Source organism: Pseudomonas sp. 478 (genome assembly GCF_003254125.1).
Taxonomy (GTDB): domain Bacteria; phylum Pseudomonadota; class Gammaproteobacteria; order Pseudomonadales; family Pseudomonadaceae; genus Aquipseudomonas.
Window position 1 is genome coordinate 117,301 of sequence record NZ_QKZG01000012.1, and the last position, 22,850, is coordinate 140,150.

The following is a 22,850-nucleotide window of genomic DNA, read 5'->3' on the forward strand; positions in this document are numbered from 1 at the left end:
TCAAGCGGTGACCGATGCAGCGGGCCACTGCTGATGCGGAATCGGCAGATTGCGCGATTCACCGCGGCCCATCGGGAAGTACTTGAAGCCGGCGCGAGCCAGGCGATCGGCGTCGTAGAGGTTGCGTCCGTCGAAGATTATCGGTGCGTTGAGCCGTTGTTTGATCAGGTTGAAATCCGGGGCCTTGAACTGCTGCCATTCGGTGCAGATGATCAACGCGTCAGCGCCGGACAATACCGATTCCGGTGTGCCCATGAGCATTAACTTGGGTTCATCGGGATACAGTTGCTGGGTTTCCTGCATGGCTTCGGGGTCGAATGCGCGGACGTTGGCCCCGGCAGCCCACAGCGATTCGAGCAGCACCCGACTCGGTGCATCGCGCATGTCGTCGGTGTTCGGTTTGAACGCCAGTCCCCACACGGCAAAGGTCTTGCCGCGCAAATCGCCCTTGTAGAACGCGTTGATGCGCTCAAACAGCTTGTGCTTCTGACGCTCGTTGATTGCTTCTACCGCTTTCAGCAAATCGTTGGAGCAATGCGCCTCTTCAGCGCTGTGGATCAGCGCGCGCATGTCCTTGGGAAAGCACGAGCCGCCATAACCGCAGCCGGGGTAGATGAAATGGTAGCCAATGCGCGAATCGGCGCCGATGCCCAGGCGCACCGATTCGATGTCGGCGCCCAGGTGTTCGGCCAGTTCGGCGATCTGGTTGATGAAGCTGATCTTGGTCGCCAGCATGCAGTTGGCGGCGTACTTGGTCAGCTCGGCGCTGCGCAGGTCCATGAACATGACCCGGTCATGGTTGCGGTTGAAGGGCGCGTAGAGGTCACGCATCACGTCACGCACTTCATCGCGTTCGCAGCCGATGATGATCCGGTCCGGACGCCGGCAATCGGCCACGGCCGAGCCTTCTTTCAAAAATTCCGGGTTGGAGACGATATCGAACTGCAGCAAGCGGCCGACCTTGATCAGGCACTTGTCGATGTGCGCGCGCAAGGTGTCACCCGTGCCCACCGGCACCGTGGATTTCTCCACCAGAATCACCGGTTGTTCACGATGACGCGCCACGGCTTCTCCCACCGACAGCACATAACTCAGATCCGCCGAACCATCGTCCCGGGACGGTGTGCCGACCGCGATAAACAACACCTGACCATGCTGCACCGCGAATTTTTCGTCGCTGGTGAACTGTAGACGTTTGGCTTCCAGGCTTTCACGCACCAGGCTGGCCAGCCCCGGTTCGAAAATGCTCACGTGGCCTTGCTGCAACAGCTCGATTTTTTTCTCGTCAATGTCCATGCAGACCACGTCGTGGCCAACTTCTGCCAGGACAGCGGCTTGCACCAGACCAACGTAACCGCTACCAAATACACTGATTTTCATGGGGCACTCCTGAGTTCGCGCGTGCGAGCAGGCCGAGAGTTAATGGTAATGACACCGAGGATGACCAAGGCCACCCCGATGGTTTTTGAAAGGCTGAATGTTTCGTTGAACAGCGGCAGGCTGGCGGCCAGCAGGTACACCAGCGCATAGCTGATACTCAGCAGCGAATAAGCCCGGCCCAGCGGTAAATCCCGCAGGGCGGCAAGCCAGCTGAGCATCGACAGGGCGTAAGCGAAAATGGCGACCAGCACCACGGCGACAGCGCTCAGATCGATGCTGGTGGTGAGCCAGTGCTCGGGCGATGGCAGGCGGCTCATGCTCCAGCGCATGCCCAATTGCGCGGCACTGACCAGCAGTACGCTGCCCAGTGCGAAGGTAATTCCGCGACGCAGGTTCATGTGTGTTGCCCCAGCAGCACCACGCCACCGATCACCAGCGCCACACCCAACCAGTGGCGACGGTCGATGGTTTCGTGGAAAACGAAGCGGGCGACCAGGGTGATCAGTACGAAGTTGAGGCTCAGCATCGGGTAGGCGATGCCGACTTCGAGGCGCTGCAACACCAGCAGCCATACCAGCAAGCCCAATCCCAACGCGGCGAGCGCCAGCCACAGCCACGGTGAACGCAGTTTCTCGTTCCAGCCCAAGGCCTTGTCGCGCCAGCTTTCAACAGCGTATTTCTGGGCGATCTGGCCCAGGCAGGTGAGGAGGCAGGCGGTCAAGAGCAGTAACAGGCTCATGACGCCTCCTGAGGGAAAATCAGAATCACAATGTTGCCTTGTTCATAGCGCTTTCCATCCTTGGGCAGCCGTTCGATTTCGCGCAGTTCGTCGTCACCCTTGATGCGCATCACCACGCCGACCGAACCGCTCTGGCGGGCATCGCGCATCCATGCTTGAACCTGCTTCGGGTCGACTCGCTGCTGTGCGCCGTCAGGATAGGCGAGGCCATATTTCAATTCGCCTATCGTGTTGTACAACGCCACGTCCGGGCGCTTCAGGCGCCAGGCCAGGGCCCCGGCGGCGCCGAGGTCGTTGCTCAGCAACTGGTCGGTCTGGCCGAGTTCCTCGGTATGTTCGAGGATGAACTGGTCGGGCATCTTGTTGGCGACCACCGATTCGGGCAGCCCGGCCGGCAACAAGCCGATCAGCAGCAGACTGCCGAAGGCCGGCGCCGCCCAGCATTGCAAGGGTCTGAAGGCTTGCAGCAGGTTGGCCATGATCCAGCCGGTCAGGCCGATGAACACCAGCACCAGGTTGTGCAGTTCATGGTTGTAGAGCGGCTTTTTCAGTTGCAGGTAGACCAGGGCCACCAGGATCGCCACGCCCAGCAGCAGGTTCAGCAAACCATTGATGCCCAGTATCCGGCCTTGCTCAAGCTTCAAGCGGTCCACCAGTGCGTGGCCCAGCAGCAACGCCAGCGGTAACAGGCACGGCAGGATGTAGCTCGGCAATTTGCCTTTGCTGAGGCTGAAAAACAGCAGCGGCATCAACAGCCACAACAACAGGAAAGCGATATTCGACTGACGTCGTGTTTGCCACGCCTGGCGCAACGCCGCTGGCAACAACGCCGCCCACGGCAGACTGAACGCCACCAGCAACGGCAAGTAGTACCACCACGGGGCGTCATGCTGGGCATCGTCCCCGGCGAAGCGGCGGATGTGTTCGTGCCAGAAGAAGAACCGCCAGTAATCGGACTCTTGGCCATGCACCGCCAAGGCCCACGGCAAGCTGACGGCGATGGCCACGACAATCGCCAACGGCCCGTAGATCAGCAGCTCACGCCAGCGTTTTTGCCAGAGCATCCAGGGCAGGGCGATCAACACCGGCAACAACCAGGCGAGGAAACCCTTGGTCATGAACCCCATGCCGCAGGCCAGGCCTAACCCGGCCCAACTGATCAGGCGTTGGGTGTGGTCGACGCTGTCCAGCGCAAACCACAACGCGACCAGACTCAAATTGACCCAGAACGTGAATTGCGGATCGAGATTGGCGTAGCCCGCCGCGCCGGCGATGACGGTGAGACTCATGTACAGCAGCGCACAGGCAAAACTCTTGCGAGGATCGTTCCACATCCGGCGAGCGATGAGGTAACACAGCAACACACTCAGCCCGGTGCTCAGGGCGGAGGCAAACCGCACGCCGAACAGGTTCTGGCCAAACAGTGCCTGGCTGGCGGCGATCATCCAGTAGCCGGCCGCGGGTTTTTCGAAATAACGCAAACTCATGAAATGCGGCGACACCCAGTTACCGCTCAGGAGCATGTCCTGGCTGATCTGGGCGTAGCGGGTTTCGTCGGGAATCCATAAGCCGTGGCTGCCCAGCGGCAGCAGATACGCCAGCAAGAAGATGCCCAGCAACAACGGCAATGCCCAGCGCTTGCTCATACGCCTTGCACTCCCAACCAGCCTTCGCGACCTTCGAGGGTGCCGCGCAGCACTCGGCCGACCGGCAAGGTGTCGGGGGTTTCGGGCAGCAGATCGCCCAAGGGTTGAAAATGGATGTCTCGCTGGCGCGCATCGGCGAGCAGTTTGCGGAAATCGTTGGCCATCAGAATCCCTTCTACTTCGGCATGGATCGTATAGACGTTGAGTTTTTCGGGGTTGAAGCGATCAAGAATGAAGGCGTTGAAGTCCTTGGCCGCCACGTGGGGGCCGACTACCTCATCGAACGTCGGCAGGTCCACCGGAATCTGTGGCGCACCCAAACCACCATCGGCCAATCTCGGCTGGAACAGGCTCTGGCCCCGGCAATCGCTGTTGTAGCGAAAGCTGAACGCTTGCTTGGCCTCGATCACGCGCTCGTCCGCCCGCCACCCGGCGGATGCCGAGCACTCGACGTTTTGCCCGAGGATGTCGCAGAGCGTGTCCACGCCCCGACGAAGTTGCTCGATCAGCTGCTTGTCGCTCCAGCGTCCGGCATTGGCCTGCCAGCCGTGATGGTCCCAGGCGTGCAGGCCGACTTCATGCCCGGCGGCCACGGTTTGACGCATCAAATGCCCAAGATCACGACCGATCGGTTTGCCGGGCCACGCGGTGCCGGCCAGCAAGATGTCCCAGCCGTACAGGCCTGCCGCGTTGGAACGGAGCATTTTCCAGAGAAATTGCGGACGGATCAGGCGCCATAAGTGGCGCCCCATGTTGTCCGGCCCGACGCTGAAAAAAAACGTCGCCTTGACCTGCGCTTCATCGAGGATTTCCAGGAGCCGCGGCACCCCCTCACGGGTGCCTCGGTACGTGTCGACATCGATTCGAAGACCTGCCTGCATTAACGCTTGTCCGCGATTTCGAGCATGGCTTCACGCAAGAAGAAGTCCAGCGTGTTGCCGATGGTTTCACTCATTTCCACGGTCGGCGTCCAGTCCAGCAGGCGCTTGGCGTTGGCGATGCTCGGTTTGCGGTGCGACACGTCCTGATACCCGGTGCCGTAGAACGCTTTGCTTTCGACATCGCGGAACCCGGCGAACGGCGGGAAGTTGTCGCGCAACGGGTGGGCTTCGAACTGACGCAGCAGCTCTTCGCCCAACTGGCGGATGCTGGCTTCGTTGTCCGGGTTGCCAATGTTGATGATCTGGCCGTTGCAGGCGTCGTTGTCGTTGTCGATGATCCGCGCCAGGGCTTCTACGCCGTCGGCAATGTCGGTGAAGCAGCGTTTTTGCTCACCGCCATCGAACAGGCGAATCGGTGTGCCTTCCACCAGATTGAGGATCAGCTGGGTGATCGCCCGGGAACTGCCGATACGCGCCGAGTCCAGGCGATCGAGGCGTGGGCCCATCCAGTTGAAGGGACGGAACAACGTGAAGTTCAGGCCTTTCTGGCCGTAGGCCCAGATCACGCGGTCGAGCAGTTGCTTGGAGATCGAGTAGATCCAGCGCTGCTTGTTGATCGGACCGACGATCAGGTTGGAGGTGTCTTCGTTGAAGTTCTGATCCTGGCACATGCCATAGACTTCGGAGGTCGACGGGAAGATCACGCGTTTGTTGTACTTGACGCAGTAGCGAACCAGTTTCAGGTTCTCTTCAAAGTCCAGTTCGAACACCCGCAGCGGGTTGCGGGTGTATTCGATCGGCGTGGCGATCGCCACCAGTGGCAGGACCACGTCGCACTTCTTGATGTGGTATTCGATCCATTCGGAGTGGATGCTGATGTCGCCTTCGACGAAATGGAAGTTCGGGTGACTGCGCAGACGGTCGATGGCGTCCGAGCCGATGTCCAGGCCATAGACTTCGTATCTATCGTCACGCAGCAGGCGCTCGGACAGGTGATTGCCGATGAAGCCGTTGACGCCGAGGATCAGCACGCGGGTGCGACGCGGGGCGCGACCGGACTCGGCGCCACGCAGCACGGAACCGTCCACCAGACCCAGCTCGTTGGCCAGTTGCGGGCCGCTGAGGTACAAGCCGTTGTCGTTACGCTGGCCGGCGGTAATCACCAGGGAATCTTCGCCGCAGGCGATTCGCAGTGGGTTGACGCTGATGACGCGACCAGGCGCTTGACCTTCATTGCCTTGGGCGACTTCTGCGCTCCAGACAATCAGCTTGTGCTCGCCCACGGCGCAGAACGCGCCTGGATACGGCTGGGTGACCGCACGGACCAGGTTGAACAGCTCTTCGGCGGGACGCTTCCAGACCAATTTGCCGTCGGCTGGCGTGCGACGACCAAACACAGTGGCTTTGGATTCGTCCTGTGGGGTTTCGCTGATTTTGCCGGCGAGTAATGCTGGCAAGGTGTCACGCAGCAAGTCGGTGGCGGCCAGGCGCAATTTCCCATGCAGGGTCAAGGCAGTGTCGCTGCGGTCGATGGCAACCTTTTGCTGGGCAATGATGGCGCCGGCATCGGCACGCTTGACCATGCGATGCAAGGTAACGCCGGTTTCCGTTTCGCCGTTGACCAGCACCCAGTTGGCCGGTGCGCGTCCACGGTAGCGCGGCAGCAACGAACCGTGCAGGTTGAAGGCGCCTTTGCTGGCGGTGGCCAGCAGCGGTTCGCTCAGCAGGTGGCGGTAGTAGAACGAGAACAGGTAATCCGGGTTGAGCTTGCTGATGCGCTCGATCCACAGCGGGTGGTTGGCATCTTCGGGGGCGTGCACCGGGATGCCATTGCGGGCACACAGTTGCGCAACTGAGCCATAGAACGCGTTCTCCTTCGGATCATCGGCGTGGGTAAACACGGCGGCAATTTCAAAGCCCGAGCTGAGCAGGGTTTCAATGCCGGCACAGCCGATATCGTGATAGGCGAAGACAATAGCTTTTGCACTCATGAGAGAACCTGATCTGAAGAAGTGGAAGTGAGGCCGTCAACGGTGACAATGGGAGCAGGGGCAGCAGGCTGACCACGCAGAACCTTTTCGATAAAGAACCGGGGGCGGGCGCGCACGTCGCCGTACATGCGACCCAGGTACTCGCCCAACAGGCCCATGCCGATGAACTGGCCACCGGTGAAGATGAACAGCACGGCGAACAGTACGAACGTCCCGTCGCCGGCCCAATGGGCGCCGAAGGCCAGGCGCAACACGATCAGCGTAATGGCAAACAGCACGCCGAGGGCCGCCATGCCGAAGCCGACGATACTCAGCAAACGCAGGGGCGTAGTGGTCATGCAGGTGATCAGGTCGAACATCAGATTGACCAGGCGCATGGGGCTGTACTTGGATTCCCCGTGTTCGCGCTCGGCGTGGGGCACCAGGATTTCCGTGGTGTGCCGGGCGAAGCTGTTGGCAAGGATCGGGATGAAGGTGCTGCGTTCACGGCAGGCGAGCATGGCGTCGACGATGGTTCGCCGGTAAGCGCGGAGCATGCAGCCGTAGTCAGTCATGGCGACGCCGGTGGAGCGCTGCACGGCCAGGTTGATCAGCTTCGACGGCCAGCGGCGCAGCGCCGAGTCCTGGCGGTTGTTGCGCACGGTGGCGACCACGTCATAACCCAGCTCGGCCTGCGCCACCAACCGCGGGATTTCTTCGGGAGGGTTTTGCAGGTCGGCGTCGAGGGTGATGACCACATCGCCCTTGCACTGCTCGAAACCGGCCATGATTGCCGCGTGCTGGCCGTAGTTGCGGTTGAGAATGACCGCCACCACCCGGCTGCCCTCGCGATTGGCGGCGGCTTCGAGGATCTGCGCCGAGCCATCGCGGCTGCCGTCATCGACCAATACAATCTCGTAGTCATGGTGCAATTGCTGACAGGCCGCTTCGGTACGCCGGAGCAACTCGGGCAGGCTGTCTTGCTCGTTGTAGACCGGGATGACGATCGACACGCAACGGATTGGGTAAGGTTTCACAGGCTTGAGTCCATAACGTTTTCAATGGCGCCGACCACACGATCGACGTCATCGAGGGTCATGTCGGGGAACAATGGAATCGAGCACAGCCGTGCAGAGTTCCATTCGGTGTTGGGCAAATAGATGTTGGGGAAGCGTTGGCGGTAGTAGGTGTGCAGGTGAGTGGCGATGAAGTGAATGCCGGTGCCGATGTTCTGTGCCTGCAGGGCCTTCATGAATGCTTCACGGTCCAGCCCGCAGCGCTCGGTGTCGATGCGCAGGATGAACAGGTGCCAGGCGTGCTGTTGCGGGTACGCCGGAATAGCCAATGGCTGCACCTTTGAGCCTTCCAGGCGTTGCAGGTAGGCGCCGGCCAGTTCGGTACGCTTGGCGTTGATCTGGTCCAGGCGTTCCAGCTGCACCAGGGCGATGGCGGCGTTGATGTCGGCCAGGTTGTACTTGAAGCCGGGCTCCATGACCTGGGCCTGGGGTTTGCGGCCGTGCGTCATGCGGTCATAGGCGTCGACGCCAAGACCATGAAACTTGAGCATGCGCACACGACTGGCCAGGGCCTCATCGTCACTGACGAACATGGCGCCCTCGGCGCAGGTCATGTTCTTGATCGCGTGGAACGAGAAGATCGCCGTGCCTTTCGCGCCGACATGCCGACCTTTGTAGAAGGTGCCCGCCGCGTGGGCGGCGTCTTCGATGACCGGGATGCCATGTTTGTCGGCCAACGCATAAAGCGGATCGAGATCGAACGCGGCGCCGGCGTAATGCACCGGAATGATGGCTTTGGTGCGCGGCGTGATCGCGGCTTCGATGCTGGCCAGGTCACTCATCAGTGTGTCGCGATCAACGTCGACGAACACCGGTGTCGCGCCCAGCAGGCAGATCATGTTGGCGGTGGATACCCACGTTTGGGACGGCGTAATGACCTCGTCGCCAGGACCAATGCCCAATGCCAGTAACGTGATGTGCATCCCGCCGGTGGCGGAGGACAGTGCCACGGCATGACGGCATCCAACGTAGTTGGCGAATTGCTCTTCAAGTTCCTGGTTTTTCGGCCCGGTAGTGATCCAGCCGGAGCGCAATACTTGCTCTACGGCGGCAATTTCTTCATCGCCGATACTGGGGCGAGAGAAGGGGAGAAAAGCCTGACTCATGGACACCTCGGGGCTGAAGAGCAAATAGCCTGTGAGGCTAAAAAATAATTGGATCCAGTGCAAGCTTAGACGATAAAACAAAAGCTGCATCAGTCAGTTACTTCAAATGCCTGAGAAAGCACATCAGTTGACTTTTGCTGCCATGCTCGGCAGGTTGGGACCAAAAGCAGGGTCACCCCGGATTCATTGAGATTATTCCCGATTTTGTGAAAGGAACATGAAAACCCGGTCGGCGAATCGTTTATCTGTATGTCATACAGCCACTGTTCAGGCTTGTGCCGTTCATCGAGATTTCCAGTAGAAAGTCCTACAGAAATGCCCCGCTTTACATGAAGGATGTTTCAATCCTTAGTTGTTTAATGAACTGTTTCCACATTAAGGCCGTTTCGTTTGATTGACTTACCCGCTACCGACCCAATCCCTTCAAAGACCAATCCGCTGACCCTGTACCTGGCACGTCTGGCGCCTTCGAGCCAACTGACCATGCGTTATGTGTTGCAGGACGCCGCTGACCGGCTGGGCTTCGAAGACATGAACGTCGAGGAGATTCCCTGGCACAACCTGCAACCCGAAGATGTCATCGCACTGGTGGCCACCTTGCGCACCGACGGCTACGCGCCGAACACCTCTTCGCTGTACGTCAACGCGGTGCGCGGGGTGATGAACGAAGCGTGGCGCATGAGCCTGATCAGTCAGGAACACTTGCTGAAAATGCGCTCGGTCAAGGGGATTGCCGGCACGCGATTGTCCCAGGGGCGCAACCTCAGGCGTACGCTGATCCAGGAATTGATGGCGGTCTGTGCTGCCGATCCACGGCCTCAAGGGTTGAGGGATGCAGCGATCATCGGGATTTTGTATGGCTCGGGCATGCGCAAATCGGAATCGGTGAACCTGGACCTGAATCAGGTCGATTTCGCCGAGCGCAGCCTTCGTGTGACCGCGAAGGGCAACAAGCAATTGATCAAGTACGCACCGGCCTGGGCGTTCGCCAAACTCAATGACTGGCTGGAGCTGCGGCGCTCGCTACTGAAGGAGGGCGAAACGGACGATTCGTTCCTGTTCAATCGCATCCGCCGCGGCAGTCACGTCACCCGCGAGCGCATCACCAAACATGCGATCTATTACATCGCCCGACAGCGGGGCGCGCAGGTCGGGGTGAAAATCATGCCGCATGATTTTCGACGTTCGTTCATTACCCGAGTGATTGAGGAGTACGACTTGTCGATCGCCCAGAAACTCGCCCATCACAGCAACATCCAGACCACGGCCAACTACGATGTGCGCGATGACAACGAGCGGCGTCGGGCCGTGGACCGGTTCGATCTTTGATGGGTGGGGTTCACGATTCGCTCAGTACGTGGGCATGGCCGATTGTCGTGACGTGAACCTCGCTGCCGGCGGGTGGTGCATACAGGCCCGAACTGCGCACCATCAATGATCGACCAGGCTGTTGCCCGGACGCCAAAGCCTCCAGTTCCACCGTCAAGGTGCAGGAATTGCCACTGAAATCCCGCTCGGTCACGACGGCGCGACACCCGGCAGCCTTGGTCGGGCTGGGCTGAATGCTGACCAGTTGCAGTTGTTCGGGACGCAGCATGATCTGCGCCGATTTGTTGGCCCGGTGGTTGTTCACCGGTATCCGACCGAGATCGCAATGGGCCCAGCCGGCTTCGATTCTGGCGGGCATGACGATGGCATCCCCCAGAAACAGCGCGGTTTGTTCATCCTCGGGGTAACGGTAAAGGTCCAGCGGATGGCCCGACTGCACCAGCCTGCCGTCGCGCATCACCGCCAGCTGATCGGCAAACGACAAGGCTTCACTCTGGTCATGGGTGACCAGAATGGTGGTCACGCCGGCGTCGCTCAGCAGCCGTGCGACCATTTTGCGCATGGCGCCTCGAAGCCCGGTGTCGAGGGCCGAAAACGGCTCGTCCAGCAGCATCAAGCGTGGCTGTTGCGCCAACGCCCGCGCCAGCGCCACACGTTGTTGCTGGCCGCCGGACAGTTCATGGGGCCAACGGTTGGCCATGTTCGCATCCAGCGCCACGCTGTCCATCAACTCCGCGACTCGCTCCTGTTTTGCACTGCCCTTGATCGAAAGCCCGAAACCGATGTTCGCGGCGACGGTCATGTGCGGGAACAGGGCGCCGTCCTGGGGAACATAGCCAATCAGGCGCTGATGCGCCGGAACCTCGTGTGTCTCATCGACGAGCGTTTGGCCATTGAGTGAAAGACGGCCCGTGTCCGGGAATTCGAAGCCGGCGATCATCCGCAACAGCGTGGTTTTTCCTGAGCCGGACGGGCCGACGATGACCGTTCGGCTGCCCGTTGGCACCGACAGGTTGATGTTCTCCAGCGCTTGATGGGCGCCGTAGGCCTTGGAAATGGAATGGAGTTCAAGAGCGTTCATCGGCCAGCCGTTCGTTTGGATTGGTGATAAAGAAGTCCGGTTAACGGAAGCGACAGCAGGATCATCAGCAAGGCGTAGGGCGCAGCGGCGGCGTAGTCGATTTCGCTGGTCATGGCCCAGAACCCGGTGGCCAGGGTGCGCGTGCCGTTGGGGGCGAGCAGCAAGGTGGCGGTCAACTCATTGGTGATCGCCAGAAACACCAACGCGGCGCCTGCTGCAGCGCCGGGCGCGGCCAGACGCAGGGTGATCAGCCACAATGCCCGTGCAGGGGAGCGGCCGAGGCTGCGGGCCATGTTTTCCAGCTCCACCGGCGCCTGTGCGATGCCGGCGCGCAAACTCACCAGGGCGCGGGGCAAAAACATCAGCAGATACGCCAGCAACACCGTCACAGTCGTCTGGTAAATCGGCCGGGCGAAATGGATGGTGACGGTGACCAATGCCAGGGCCACGACGATCCCGGGCAACGAACTGGTGATGTAGTTGCAGCTTTCCAGTACACGTTGCAACCGGCCCGGAGAGCGAATCGACAGCCAGGCAATCGGAATGGCAGCGCAGGTGGTCAGGGCGGCACCCGCAACGCCGAGCAGCAGCGTCTGCTCCAGCGCCGGCAGAAGTTCGTCCATCTGCCAGACCTGCGTACCGCCGGCGATCAACCAGTTACCTAAGGTCACGAGTGGCACGCCCAGTGCCAGCGCGCAGGTCGCAATCTGTACGGTCAGGGCGAGGAAGGTGGTTGCGGGTTTCAGGCGCACCACCCGCTGTTCGCGAGCGCTTCCCGAGCCGACCCGGGCGTAACGCGCCGTGCCGCGAGCGGCCGATTCTGTGGTCAGCATCACCAGGCAACACAGGGCGAGCACGCTGGCCAGCATATGGGCGGCGGGGCCGTTGAAGGTGGACTTGAACTGATCGAAGATGGCCGTGGTGAAGGTGTCGAAACGGATCATCGCGTACAGGCCATATTCGGCCAGCAGGTGCAGGCCCACCAGTAGCGCGCCGCCGCAGATGGCCAGGCGCAATTGCGGCAGCACCACGCGGAAAAATATCGCCCAAGGCTTTAGCCCCAGCGATTCGGCAACGTCTTCGATGGCCGGATCGAGCCTGCGCAGGGTCGCAGCAATCGGCAAGTACAGGAACGGGAAGTAGGCGATGACCGAGACCAACACCCCGGCAAACAGCCCGTGAATCGGTGGGACCAGACTGACCCACGCATAGCTGTGGACGAACGCCGGCACCGCCAGCGGCGCGGTCGCCAACAAAGACCACCAGCGCCGCCCCGGCAGGTTGGTGCGCTCTGTCAGCCAGGCCAGACACAGGCCTAACGTGACGCACAACGGAATCGTGATCACCACCAGTAAAACGGTGTTGACCAATAATTCAGCGACCCGCGGCCGGAATACCAGCGGCACAAGGGTCGCCCAGCCTGTCTGAAACGATACGCCGATGACGAAGGCAATCGGCAGCAGGGACAGCAGCGAAACCAGCACCGACAAACTGATCACCCACGCGCCACCACGTCCCGCGAAGAGGCCGCGGGATCGTCGTCGCAAATTCGCGGGTATCGCCTCGGCGACACCCGCTGGCAAGGTTTCAGGCATCAATTAGAGCAGTCCCGCCTGAGTCATTAGCTCTACGGCTTTTTTACTGTCGAGTTTTGAAGCATCGACTGTCGGCGCGTCGAGTTGCTGCAAAGGCACCAGTTTTGGATTGGATTCAGCGTTCTTGCCCACGGCGTATTCGAACGATTTACCGGTTTTGAGGATGGCCTGGCCATCTTTGCCGGTGATCCATTTGAGGAACGCCTGGGCTTGTTCCTTGTGTTTGCTGGACGCCAGCACGCCGCCACCGGAGACACTGACAAACGCGCCCGGATCCTTGTGCTTGAAGTAGTGCAGGGCGGTGTTCTTGCTGTTTTCGCCGGTCTTGGCCTGGTCGCCGAAGCTGTAATAGTGGTAAATCACGCCGCTGTCGATCTGCCCGGCGTTGACGGCTTTGAGCACGGCGCTGTTGCCACGATAGGCCGTGTAGTTGGTTTTCATCCCTTTCAGCCATTCCAGGGTGGCGGCTTCGCCTTTGAGTTCCAGCACGGCGGCGACGATGGCCTGGAAGTCGGCACCGGCCGGCGAAGCGCCCCAGCGACCTTTCCAGTTCGGGCCAGCGAGGTCCATCAGCGACTTGGGCAACTCGGCTTCGGGCAGTTTGCTCGGGTTATAGACAAACACCGTGGAGCGCGCAGCAATCCCCACCCATTTGCCATGGGCCGGGCGGTAAGCATTGCCGACCTGTTCCAGGGTGGCCGGCGCAACCGGCGCAAACAGCCCCGCGTTGTCGACCAGCACCATGGCCGGGGAGTTTTCGGTCAGGAACACATCGGCCGGGGAGGCCGCGCCTTCCTGCACGATCTGATTGCCCATCTCGGTGTCGTCGCCATTGCGAACGGTGACCTTGATCCCGGTTTCCTTGGTAAAGCCCTCGATCCAGGATTTGGTCAGGCTTTCGTGCTGCGCGTTGTAGACCACGATGCCATCGGCATCCGCGGCATACACATGGCCGGCGCTCAGCAGAGCGGTGGCCAGCAGTGCGGTTTTCAGGAAAGAAGGTAAATGGGCATTCATGCGTCGGCAGCTCCTGTTTTTTTAATCGTGCGCACAGATTCGACAGCATCGACGAGGTACGTCGTCGATGAGTGTAGATCAATAGGAATCATTTGCATGTTTGAGACGCGGCGAATGTAGTGCCTGAAATGAGAAAAAAACGTCAATTTAATCGTTAATTCCTGTCATTTGGCGTCTGGGCTCGGGGACTGAGACAGTCACTCGCGAGCCATTGCCTGGAGCGCTGTGCACGGTGATGTGGCCACTGAGTGTTTTGACAATGCGTATCTACCATAAAGCGTCCATAAGCCATGGGTCACCAGAACCAGGAGATAAAAGACCAGGAAGACCAGCAGCAATCCCGGAACCATCCAGCGCTCGGTGATCGACCGGGCTGAGGCGTCTGCTCGGGACAAATGGCCAGCAGAACGGGGAAGCAGGTTATCGGGTGTCATGGCTAAACCTTGGTAACGTTTGTAAATGAACGGGTGCGTGGCACGAAGCAACAAGAGCGCAACTTCTTCAATGTCATGACGCAACCGCGACCTGAACTTGGAAGTTGGCTCAAAGGGGTTTTGAATGTTTTAAGTTAAAGGGATTTGTTCTCAAACACTTTATTCGACTGCGCCCGCAGGATTATTGGCTCACCTGTTTTTTGCTCAACAGCGAATCCCAGTCATTGGCATTGACGATCCCGAGCACCTGAAGTTTTCCATCCGCACTAATGCTCACGAACAACGAACTGCCATATTCACTTTTCTTCACGTGTTTGAAACCGGTCTGCCCTTCAAATTCGTGAATACAACCGCTGTGGGTGACCAACACCAGATTGCGATGGGCCACCTTGCGCGCCACCACATCATTACGCAGGGTCTTGCCGCAGGTTGCCAGCCAGTCCTGAGTCATCGCGTCTTTGCCGAACATGTAGTGCGAGGTTTGTGCTGTACGGGTAACCGGACTACTCAGGACGTCGGTCTGCGTCACGCCCAGGCGCAGGAAACCCTGGCCCACTGCCGCAGCCGCAACGCTGCCGGCTTGGGTGATGCCGTCAGCCGGGCCCAGGCATGGGTTAGTGGATCGGTCGCATCGCTCGGTATGGCGCACCAGCGCGATGACCTCACCGGCTTGCCAACGCTGGAGCAGGTCCGCTTTAGTTGCGGTTCCGGCAGTGACCACGTTGGCCGGAGATCTTGGCCACAAGGCAAAACCGGTTACCCCGGCAAGGGTGACCAACACGACGATCACCCCCGTGAGCCCGAACAGCCGCGATAGCCACGTTGGTTTTTGCGGAAACTTGCGCGATAGTAAATTAGGCACGTATGTTTTTACCCCTGAGTACGCGATAAACATCTACTTTCAATGCGCTTCTTCCAATCAGACTTTTAAGTTGATCGGCTATTTTGGTTGTCATGACGCAATCAACGACAAACTAAAAGGTCCCAGGTGCCTGAGGGGTGAAAGAAATGTGAAAGTTTTGCGAGAGGGTTGCGCGGTTAATTATTAGTGCATTGTTGCAAACGTTTCTCTTATGTACCTTCCTGTGGGCTGATGTTGGTTTTAGCCCCGGTTCTGCGGCAATAGACCCCGACAATGGAGCCTGACAACAGAATGGATTTGAAGCAAAGCCTGACGAAACGGATTGTCATCGTATTCGCCCTGATGAGCGCGCTGGTCGCGGGGATTTTTGCGTTTGGCATTGTGGCGACTGTCCATGTGGTGGAACGAAAGCTCTCGGCCGCGACCCTGGGAGGAGGGCTGCACCGCCTGCTGTTGATGGACAACCCCGATAACTGGCTCCATCAACCCGAAAAAGATGAACTGTTTTTCGCCCAGGGAGCCAAGGCCCCCATGGCCCTGAACTCGGTGCTGGAGGCGCTGCCCCCGGGGTTTCAGGAGATCCTCTACGGTGGTTCGAAGTACTACGCCATGGTGAACCTGGTGGGTGACCGAAAATACGTTTTGTTGCGCGACGAACGAAGCCTCGAACGACGGGAACATGTGCTGTTCCTGGTGGTGGTTGTCGGGGTTTTCTTGAGTGTCTTGCTGGCGATTTTGATGGGCCGGTTGCTGGCCCGACGCGTTCTCGCACCTGTGATTCGTCTGGCGCGTCAGGTGCGGCATCGCGATCAACTGCTGGAGCTGGCACCACCGCTACATCCCGATTATGCAAAGGACGAAGTGGGTGAACTGGCGCTTTCCTTCGATCAGACGCTGGGCCGTTTGCGCGCTGCACTGGGACGGGAAAAACTCTTTACCAGCGATGTCAGTCACGAACTGCGCACGCCTTTGATGGTGCTGGCCAGCTCCTGTGAACTGCTACTCGGCAATCCCTCGCTGGACCACCGTTCCACGGCGCAGGTTCAGCGAATCGCCCGTGCCAGTCATGAAATGCGCCAATTGGTCGAGACGTTTTTGATGTTGGCGCGTGCGCGGGAGGATTCCGGTTCAGGTGTGAGTGCCACCCTGAAGGACATCGCCGACGCGCTGGTGGATGTCTGGAGACCGCTGATCAGGGAAAAGGACATCGAGTTTATTTACGTCGTCGAACACGTTTCAACGGAACGCCATAACCTGACGTTCCTGCAATCGGTCATGGGCAACTTGTTGCGTAATGCCTGGCACTACACCGATCAGGGCTTCATTCGGCTGACGTTGCGCGAGCACGGTTTCAGTGTCGAAGACAGTGGCATAGGCATTGCAGAAGAAAAACGTCATGCAATGTTTCAACCGTTTGTGCGCGGTGATGAGCAACGTGGCGAAGGGCTGGGCCTGGGCCTTTCGTTGATCCAGCGTATTTGCACCCATCAGAATTGGCGAGTGGAACTCACCAGCCGCGAGCCAAACGGATGTTGCTTCACGGTTGACTTGACGGGTGGGAGGTCGGCGCTTACTGCGCCGCCGGACAACCTCTTGATGTACCGGCAGCGGCCTGATTGATCAACGCGGCCAGGCGTTTGACGTTGTTCTGTTGGGCGCTCACCAGTTCATCGATGGAAGGCCCTGACGGTGTCTGCAGCGTGCTGCGGCAAGTGACCAGCGTGTTATCGCTTTCGCCGAGATTGCGCAGGCGCCATTTGACGTCAATCAGCGCGTATTGGCCGGGGATCGAATCAAAGCGTTGCACGTCCAGCCGCACCGACACCCTGCGCTGGGGATTGCTGTTGACCAGTTGATCGACCAGGGCCGTGCGCAATTCATCCGACAGGCTCGCCCCCCACCATTGGGTTTCGAGGATCGCCAGGCCGCTGTTGCCCTGGCGAATAACGATCTGCGGACGGTCGACCTGCGGCGGGACGCTGAGGCCCTCGATCTGGATATCCGCCGTGCTGGTCCTTGAATTGCTGCTCGGTTGGGCCGGGGTCAGGGTGTGGAATTGAATCGGCTCACTGCGGCAAGCCGTGAGCAAAAACAATGCGCTGACCAAGGTAATCTTTAACGAAAAAGCCATGGGTGATGCTCCTGTGGTCATTTGCGTGGTGGCCCCTGCAGGTCCATCGGCGCGGCATTGTCGGGGCGGCCACGAATCAGCGATTCCGGATGCCGTCCCAGGTAATCCGAGAGTTCACGCAAGGAGCGCGACATGCGCCCGAGCTCGTCGAGGGTCTGACCTAATTGTTCGCGTTGCGGCGAGTCTTCGGCCAAGGTCGAACTGGCCGATTGCAGCGTCTTGCTGACATCCGCCAGGGTGGTCTGCACGCCGGGCAGGGTCTTGGCGTTAAATTGCGCCAGGCTTTTGCGCAGTTCGACGAGGTTGCTGTCGAGGTTGCCGGCAATGCGCTCGATGGGCAGCTGGTTGATCTTGTTGACCATGCCCTCGAGTTTTTCCTGCAACTGCTCGAGGCTGCCTGGAATAGTCGGGATAGCGACTGGACGGGCGTTCGGGTCGAATACGACTTTCTCCGCCTTGGGGTAGAAGTCGAGCGCAATGTAAAGCTGGCCGGTCAATAGATTGCCGCTCCGAGCCTGGGCCCGCAGACCATTTTCGATAAAGCTGCCCATCAGCCGGACGCCAGCGGCTTCGTCGTTGGGATCATGCTTCAACGCTTCGAGCATTTTGGTGTGGGCCTGGCCGAGACGTTGCGGGTAGATCATGATGCCGACGTTGACGGGGAAGCTGCGTTTTTTTGCGTCAAAATCCAGATTGACCGCCACGACTCTGCCGAACTCGATGCCAAGGAACTCCACCGGCGCACCGACCTTGAGCCCGCGCAAGGCTTGATCGAAACGCAAGGTCAGGAATTGCCCCTTCCCGCTGGGCGGCGCGAGGGCAGTTAACTGGTCTTCGAACAGGTCGAAGGCTTTGTCCTCTTTAGCCGGTTGATCATTGGGGCTGTAATCCGGAGCGCGGAAGGCGATGCCGCCCACCAGGATCGATGACAGCGACTCGGTTTTCAGCGAAAAGCCGTTGGCGCCGACGTTCACGTCGATTCCGCTGGCGTTCCAGAACCGGGTATTTTCAGTCACGTAGGCATCGTTGGGCGAGTGGATGAACACTTCGATGTTGACCCCTTTACCGTCGGCGTCCAGGGCATAGGCCACCACTTGCCCCACCGGAATCTTGCGGTAGTAAACCGGAGAGCCGATATCCAGCGAACCGAGGTCCTGGGTGTTCAGGGTGAAGCGCTTGCCCGGTTCGCCATAGGTAATCGGTGGCGGGTTTTCCAGGCCGATAAAGTTTTTTGCACGCGCGTTGGCCTGGCCGATATCGGCGCCAATGTAGTCCCCGGACAGCAGGGTATCGATCCCCGACACCCCGCCGGCGCCAATACGCGGACGCACGACCCAGAATTGCGAATCTTCGCGGGTGAAACTTTCTGCCTGCTTGGACAGTTTGATGGTGGCGTCGACGCTCTTCTGATCGTTGCTCAACTCCACGTCCGAAACATGGCCGATCACCACGTTGCGGTATTTGACTTCGGTTTTGTTGGCCGTCAGGCCGCTACCGGTCTTGAACGTGACGGTAATGGTCGGACCTTCCTGCAGCATGGTGTGCACGACCAGGGAAATCCCCACCAGTACCGCGACAATCGGCACGATCCACACCAGTGAAACGCTGAAGCGGCGGGTCTTGACCGGGGCCTGACCGGGGGCTTGCGGCCCGTCAGTGATTTGCGACTTCATCCATGACCTCCTCGCTTGGGTTATCCCGCTCTTCTTTATCCCAGATCAGGCGTGGGTCGAAACTCATTGCCGACAGCATGGTGAACACCACCACCAGGCCAAAAAACAGAATGCCCGGGCGCGGTTCGATATCGGCCAGGGCTTGAAACTTCACCAGTGAGGCCACCAGGGCGACCACGATTACATCGAGCATCGACCAGTAACCGATGAGCTCGACGAATCGGTACAGCGTTGACCGCTGCTTGCTCGCCCATTGGCTGTCGCGCTGAACGGTCACCAGTAACAGCGTCAGGGCGACGAACTTGATGCCCGGCACCGCGATGCTGGCGATGAAAATAATCAGGGCAATGTCCCAGGCGCCGTGCTGCCAGAACTCCACTACACCGCTCATGATCGTGCTATCGGCGCCGTTGCCGACCATCTTGGTGTTCATCACTGGCAGTAGATTGGCCGGGACGTAAAACGCCAGGGCAGTGAACATGTAGGCCCAGGTCCGGGCCAGTGAGTTGGTTTTGCGCCGATGCAGCGGCGCGCCGCACCGTGTGCATTCGTGAGGTTCATCGGTCATGTCACAGGCCAGGCCGCAGCTATGACACAGGCACAGGTTGAGCTCACTCGCCACCGGAGGCCTGTTCATAAGATGTCCCATAGATCACGGATGTCGCGCCCGGCGATGCGGATCATCATCAGACTGAGAATGGCCAGGGCAAACAGGCCGATGCCAGGCAGTACATCCAGCAATCCGGCGAGTTTGATGACCGCGACCATCGCCCCCAGCAGACAGACCTCCAGCATGCTCCAGGGCCTGAGGGTTTCCAGCCAGCGCATGCAGAACCTGAAACCAGGCGAGCGCTGGTGGGCGAGGGCGAAGCTCAGGACCCAGATAAGCAGCAACAGCTGGAAAATCGGCGCGATGATCATCGAGATCGCCGCCACCATGGCGATGAAAGTGATCGGCCCCAGACTCAGGGCCAGTACCGAATCCCAGAGCGTTGCGCTGTTTTTAAGGCCTTTGAGGCTGATGCTCATGACGGGGTAGAAGTTGGCGAAAATCCACAGCATCAACGCAGTGAAGGTCAACGCCAGACGTTGTTCCACCGTCAGGCCGTTATAGCGCTGAAGCACACCGCCACAGCGTGTACAGAGGGTTTTTTGATGTTTGGCGAGCGTGACTTTTTCATACACGCAGTCGCAGTGCTCGCAGATGATCAGTGGGTCAGTCGTAGCCATAGGCTGCACTCGCCAGGACGCAGGGAAGTCAGAGCACTCCCTCAATATAGAAGCGCCTAGCGATTGAGCAAATCTAAAGGCTCAAACAACTGCTTGACCGCGTTATCGTTCTTCGCGAGCAAGTCGAATCGTCGCACCGCCGCTCCCACATTTGATCTTCAGTAGCCACATCATTTGTGAGCGACGCAGATCCAGTGTGGGAGCGGGCTTGCTCGCGAAGGCGGATTGTCAGGCTACTAACGTCTTACTGATCAGCCGAGCAGTTCGCGCAGGCGATACCAGAACATGCCGAGAGCCAGCAGTGGAGAGCGCAGCATCGGCCCACCGGGAAAGGTCATGTGCGGCACGGCGCTGAACACGTCAAAGCCCTGACTGTGTCCGACGTGGATCGCTTCACCCAACAGCTTGGCGCACCAGTGGGTCACGTTCAGGCCATGCCCGGAGTAACCCTGGGCGTAGAACACGTTCGGATGCTGGCTCAAGCGCCCGACCTGTGGGAAGCGATTGGCGCTGATGCCAATCTTGCCGCCCCATTGATAGTCGATGCGCACGTTGGCCAGTTGCGGGAAGACCTTGAGCATGTGCGGGCGCATGTAAGCTTCGATGTCCGCCGGATCACGCCCGGAATAATGGCAGGCGCCGCCGAACAGCAAGCGTCGGTCCGCCGAAAGTCGGTAGTAATCCAGGCCGACTTTCTGGTCGCAGAGCGCCAGGTTCTGCGGGATCAATTGCGCTGCCTGTTCGCGCGTCAACGGCTCGGTGGCGATGATGTAGCTGCCCGCCGGAAGCACCTTGCCGCTCAGTTTCGGTTCGAGCTCTTCCAGGTGAGCGTTGCACGCCAGCACCAGACTGCCGGCGCGCACCGTGCCGCCGGCACAGCGAATCTGCACGGTGCTGCCATGGATCAACTCCAGCACCGGGCTCTGCTCGAAAATCTGCACCCCCAGGGATTGCGCCAATAGCGCTTCGCCAAGGACCAGATTGAGCGGGTGCAAGTGACCCGAGCCCATGTCGACGAGACCACCGGCATACACGTCGGAGTTCACCACCTGCTGACGGATTTGCTCCGGCCCGACGAGTCGGGTTTCGTGGGCGTAACCCGATTCGGCAAGGCCTTGCTGCTCAGCCTTGAACGCCGCGAACTGCGCTTTAGTATTGGCCAGTTCACAGAACCCCCAGCGCAGGTCGCAATCAATCCCGTGTTCACGAATGCGGTTGCCCACAAGTGCTACCGACTCGACGCCCGCACGCTCAAGGTAGCGCACGCCTTCTTCACCGACATGACGGGCGAAACCGCTGACGTCATGGCCGATGCCGCGAATCAACTGCCCGCCGTTGCGCCCGCTGGCACCCCAGCCGATCCGTCGGCCCTCCAGCAGAATCACCGAGAGCCCGCGTTGCGCCAGTTCGATCGCGGTGTTAACGCCGGTAAAGCCGCCGCCGATCACACAGACATCGGCTTCAAGGTCCTCGGCCAGTGTAGGGTAGGGCGCCATTCCATTGGCTGACGCCGCGTAATAGGAACGAGCATGTTCGTTGCTGTACTGGTTCATTGGTTGGACTTCACTTTGCTCCAGGAACGGGTCATCAACCGCATGATTGCCTGGGGCGGGGTGGTGGAAATGTAGAGCTTGTCGAGGACTGCCTGAGGCGGATAAACCTCAGGGTTGTTGACCAGTTCAGGGTCCATGTCTTGCTTGGACGCCGGGTTCGGGTTGGCGTAACCGACCGACGCACTGACCTTGGCAATCACGTGCGGATCGAGCAGGTAATTGATGAAAGCATGCGCCTCTTTCTGGTTGCTGGCGTCTGCGGGAACCGCCAACAGGTCGAACCACAAGTTACTGCCTTCCTTGGGAATCGCGTAGGCGATATTCACGCCGTTCTTGGCTTCCTTGGCCCGGTTCGCGGCCTGGAACACGTCACCCGAGTAACCGAACGCCACGCAGATGTCGCCGTTGGCCAGATCCGAAACGTACTTGGAGGAGTGGAAATAGGTGATGTAAGGGCGAATGGTCAACAGCTTGGCTTCAGCTTTTTTGAAGTCTTCAGGGTTTTCGCTGCGCGGGTCCATGCCCATGTAATTGAGAACGGCCGGGAACACTTCATCGGCCGAATCCATCATCGACACGCCGCACTGGCTGAGTTTCTTCAGATTCTCCGGTTCGAAAAACACCGCCCAGGAATCGATGCGGTCAATGCCCAGCACTTGCTTGACCTTGTCGACGTTGTAGCCGATGCCGTTGGTGCCCCACAGGTACGGAACCGAGTGTTCGTTGCCCGGATCGTTTTTCTCCAGCAACGCCAGCAGTTTCGGGTCGAGGTTCTTGAAGTTGGGCAGCTGCGAACGGTCGAGCTTCAGGAACGCGCCGGCTTTCACCTGGCGAGCGAGGAAGTGGTTGGACGGCACCACCACGTCATACCCGGTGCGGCCGGCGAGCAGTTTGCCCTCCAGGGTTTCGTTGGAATCGAACACGTCGTAGATCACCTTGATCCCGCTTTTCGCCTGGAAATCGGCTAGGGTGGTCTCGCCGATGTAATCGGTCCAGTTGTAGACGCTGACCGTTGGCTGAGCCTGCGCAACGGCGCTGAACAACACGGCCAGCGCGACCGGAACCATGGATTTCAATAGACGCATACGACACCTCTTGTAGTTGTTGGATTTTTCAGGCGTTGGCATTTTCCTTGTGGGAGCGGGCT

20 protein-coding genes are annotated in these 22,850 nt (G+C 59.5%); 2 read left to right on the top strand and 18 right to left on the bottom strand.

What is annotated here, in order from left to right; all coding sequences use genetic code 11:
• The 8 genes from DFS28_RS23360 to arnB are packed head-to-tail and all read right to left on the bottom strand — an operon-like array spanning position 1 to position 8,798.
• Entirely contained in the window at positions 1–1,380 is a 1,380-nt protein-coding gene (locus DFS28_RS23360) for a UDP-glucose/GDP-mannose dehydrogenase family protein (RefSeq protein WP_111451623.1), read from the bottom strand.
• Positions 1,377–1,778, bottom strand: a complete 402-nt coding sequence (gene arnF / locus DFS28_RS23365) for a 4-amino-4-deoxy-L-arabinose-phosphoundecaprenol flippase subunit ArnF (RefSeq protein WP_111451624.1) — start codon at positions 1,776–1,778, stop codon at positions 1,377–1,379. The genes DFS28_RS23360 and arnF overlap by 4 nt, the downstream gene beginning before the upstream one ends.
• Positions 1,775–2,119: a 4-amino-4-deoxy-L-arabinose-phosphoundecaprenol flippase subunit ArnE gene (arnE, locus tag DFS28_RS23370; protein ID WP_111451625.1), complete on the bottom strand. Its 345-nt coding sequence runs from the start codon at positions 2,117–2,119 to the stop codon at positions 1,775–1,777. The genes arnF and arnE overlap by 4 nt, the downstream gene beginning before the upstream one ends.
• Positions 2,116–3,765, bottom strand: coding sequence for a lipid IV(A) 4-amino-4-deoxy-L-arabinosyltransferase (arnT, locus tag DFS28_RS23375; RefSeq protein WP_111451626.1), 1,650 nt, complete (start codon positions 3,763–3,765; stop codon positions 2,116–2,118). The genes arnE and arnT overlap by 4 nt, the downstream gene beginning before the upstream one ends.
• Positions 3,762–4,646 (bottom strand): 4-deoxy-4-formamido-L-arabinose-phosphoundecaprenol deformylase, encoded by an 885-nt coding sequence (gene arnD, locus DFS28_RS23380; RefSeq protein WP_111451627.1) that lies wholly within the window; start codon positions 4,644–4,646, stop codon positions 3,762–3,764. The genes arnT and arnD overlap by 4 nt, the downstream gene beginning before the upstream one ends.
• Entirely contained in the window at positions 4,646–6,637 is a 1,992-nt protein-coding gene (gene arnA / locus DFS28_RS23385; RefSeq protein WP_111451628.1) for a bifunctional UDP-4-amino-4-deoxy-L-arabinose formyltransferase/UDP-glucuronic acid oxidase ArnA, read from the bottom strand. Before arnA ends, arnD begins: the two co-directional genes overlap by 1 nt.
• A complete protein-coding gene (arnC, locus tag DFS28_RS23390; protein WP_111451629.1) occupies positions 6,634–7,653 on the bottom strand; it encodes an undecaprenyl-phosphate 4-deoxy-4-formamido-L-arabinose transferase in 1,020 nt (339 codons plus the stop codon). The genes arnA and arnC overlap by 4 nt, the downstream gene beginning before the upstream one ends.
• Positions 7,650–8,798, bottom strand: coding sequence for a UDP-4-amino-4-deoxy-L-arabinose aminotransferase (gene arnB / locus DFS28_RS23395; protein ID WP_008155322.1), 1,149 nt, complete (start codon positions 8,796–8,798; stop codon positions 7,650–7,652). The genes arnC and arnB overlap by 4 nt, the downstream gene beginning before the upstream one ends.
• Positions 8,799–9,188: 390 nt before the next feature.
• On the opposite strand from arnB, the gene xerC reads away from it, so the two are divergent.
• A complete protein-coding gene (gene xerC, locus DFS28_RS23400; protein WP_371922180.1) occupies positions 9,189–10,127 on the top strand; it encodes a tyrosine recombinase XerC in 939 nt (312 codons plus the stop codon).
• 10 nt (positions 10,128–10,137) lie between these two features.
• Here the strand turns inward: xerC and DFS28_RS23405 are convergent, their stop codons facing one another.
• The 4 genes from DFS28_RS23405 to DFS28_RS23425 form a co-directional block, all read right to left on the bottom strand.
• On the bottom strand, positions 10,138–11,208 hold the full coding sequence (locus DFS28_RS23405) for an ABC transporter ATP-binding protein (protein ID WP_111451630.1): 1,071 nt from the start codon (positions 11,206–11,208) through the stop codon (positions 10,138–10,140).
• Complete coding sequence (locus tag DFS28_RS23410; protein ID WP_111451631.1) at positions 11,205–12,803, bottom strand: iron ABC transporter permease; 1,599 nt, start codon at positions 12,801–12,803, stop codon at positions 11,205–11,207. Before DFS28_RS23410 ends, DFS28_RS23405 begins: the two co-directional genes overlap by 4 nt.
• A 3-nt stretch (positions 12,804–12,806) precedes the next feature.
• Positions 12,807–13,820 (bottom strand): iron ABC transporter substrate-binding protein, encoded by a 1,014-nt coding sequence (locus DFS28_RS23415; RefSeq protein ID WP_111451632.1) that lies wholly within the window; start codon positions 13,818–13,820, stop codon positions 12,807–12,809.
• Between the two features lie 615 nt (positions 13,821–14,435).
• On the bottom strand, positions 14,436–15,116 hold the full coding sequence (locus DFS28_RS23425; RefSeq protein ID WP_371922181.1) for a histidine phosphatase family protein: 681 nt from the start codon (positions 15,114–15,116) through the stop codon (positions 14,436–14,438).
• A gap of 291 nt (positions 15,117–15,407) precedes the next feature.
• Between DFS28_RS23425 and DFS28_RS23430 the strand changes: the two genes are divergently transcribed.
• Complete coding sequence (locus DFS28_RS23430) at positions 15,408–16,736, top strand: HAMP domain-containing sensor histidine kinase (protein ID WP_111451635.1); 1,329 nt, start codon at positions 15,408–15,410, stop codon at positions 16,734–16,736.
• Here the strand turns inward: DFS28_RS23430 and DFS28_RS23435 are convergent.
• The 6 genes from DFS28_RS23435 to DFS28_RS23460 all read right to left on the bottom strand — a co-directional run bounded on the left by DFS28_RS23435 (position 16,687) and on the right by DFS28_RS23460 (position 22,788).
• Complete coding sequence (locus DFS28_RS23435; protein ID WP_111451636.1) at positions 16,687–17,247, bottom strand: membrane integrity-associated transporter subunit PqiC; 561 nt, start codon at positions 17,245–17,247, stop codon at positions 16,687–16,689. The two genes, DFS28_RS23430 and DFS28_RS23435, sit on opposite strands and share 50 nt — an antisense overlap.
• Before the next feature lie 17 nt (positions 17,248–17,264).
• The gene (locus tag DFS28_RS23440) at positions 17,265–18,920 is read right to left on the bottom strand and encodes an intermembrane transport protein PqiB (protein ID WP_111451637.1); all 1,656 of its coding nucleotides are present in this window, start codon (positions 18,918–18,920) and stop codon (positions 17,265–17,267) included.
• Positions 18,901–19,557 (bottom strand): paraquat-inducible protein A, encoded by a 657-nt coding sequence (locus DFS28_RS23445; RefSeq protein WP_111451638.1) that lies wholly within the window; start codon positions 19,555–19,557, stop codon positions 18,901–18,903. Before DFS28_RS23445 ends, DFS28_RS23440 begins: the two co-directional genes overlap by 20 nt.
• A complete protein-coding gene (locus DFS28_RS23450; protein ID WP_111451639.1) occupies positions 19,554–20,150 on the bottom strand; it encodes a paraquat-inducible protein A in 597 nt (198 codons plus the stop codon). Before DFS28_RS23450 ends, DFS28_RS23445 begins: the two co-directional genes overlap by 4 nt.
• Positions 20,151–20,401: 251 nt before the next feature.
• On the bottom strand, positions 20,402–21,703 hold the full coding sequence (locus DFS28_RS23455) for an FAD-binding oxidoreductase (RefSeq protein WP_111451640.1): 1,302 nt from the start codon (positions 21,701–21,703) through the stop codon (positions 20,402–20,404).
• Positions 21,700–22,788 (bottom strand): polyamine ABC transporter substrate-binding protein, encoded by a 1,089-nt coding sequence (locus DFS28_RS23460; RefSeq protein WP_111451641.1) that lies wholly within the window; start codon positions 22,786–22,788, stop codon positions 21,700–21,702. Before DFS28_RS23460 ends, DFS28_RS23455 begins: the two co-directional genes overlap by 4 nt.
• Between the last annotated feature and the right edge of the window lie 62 nt (positions 22,789–22,850).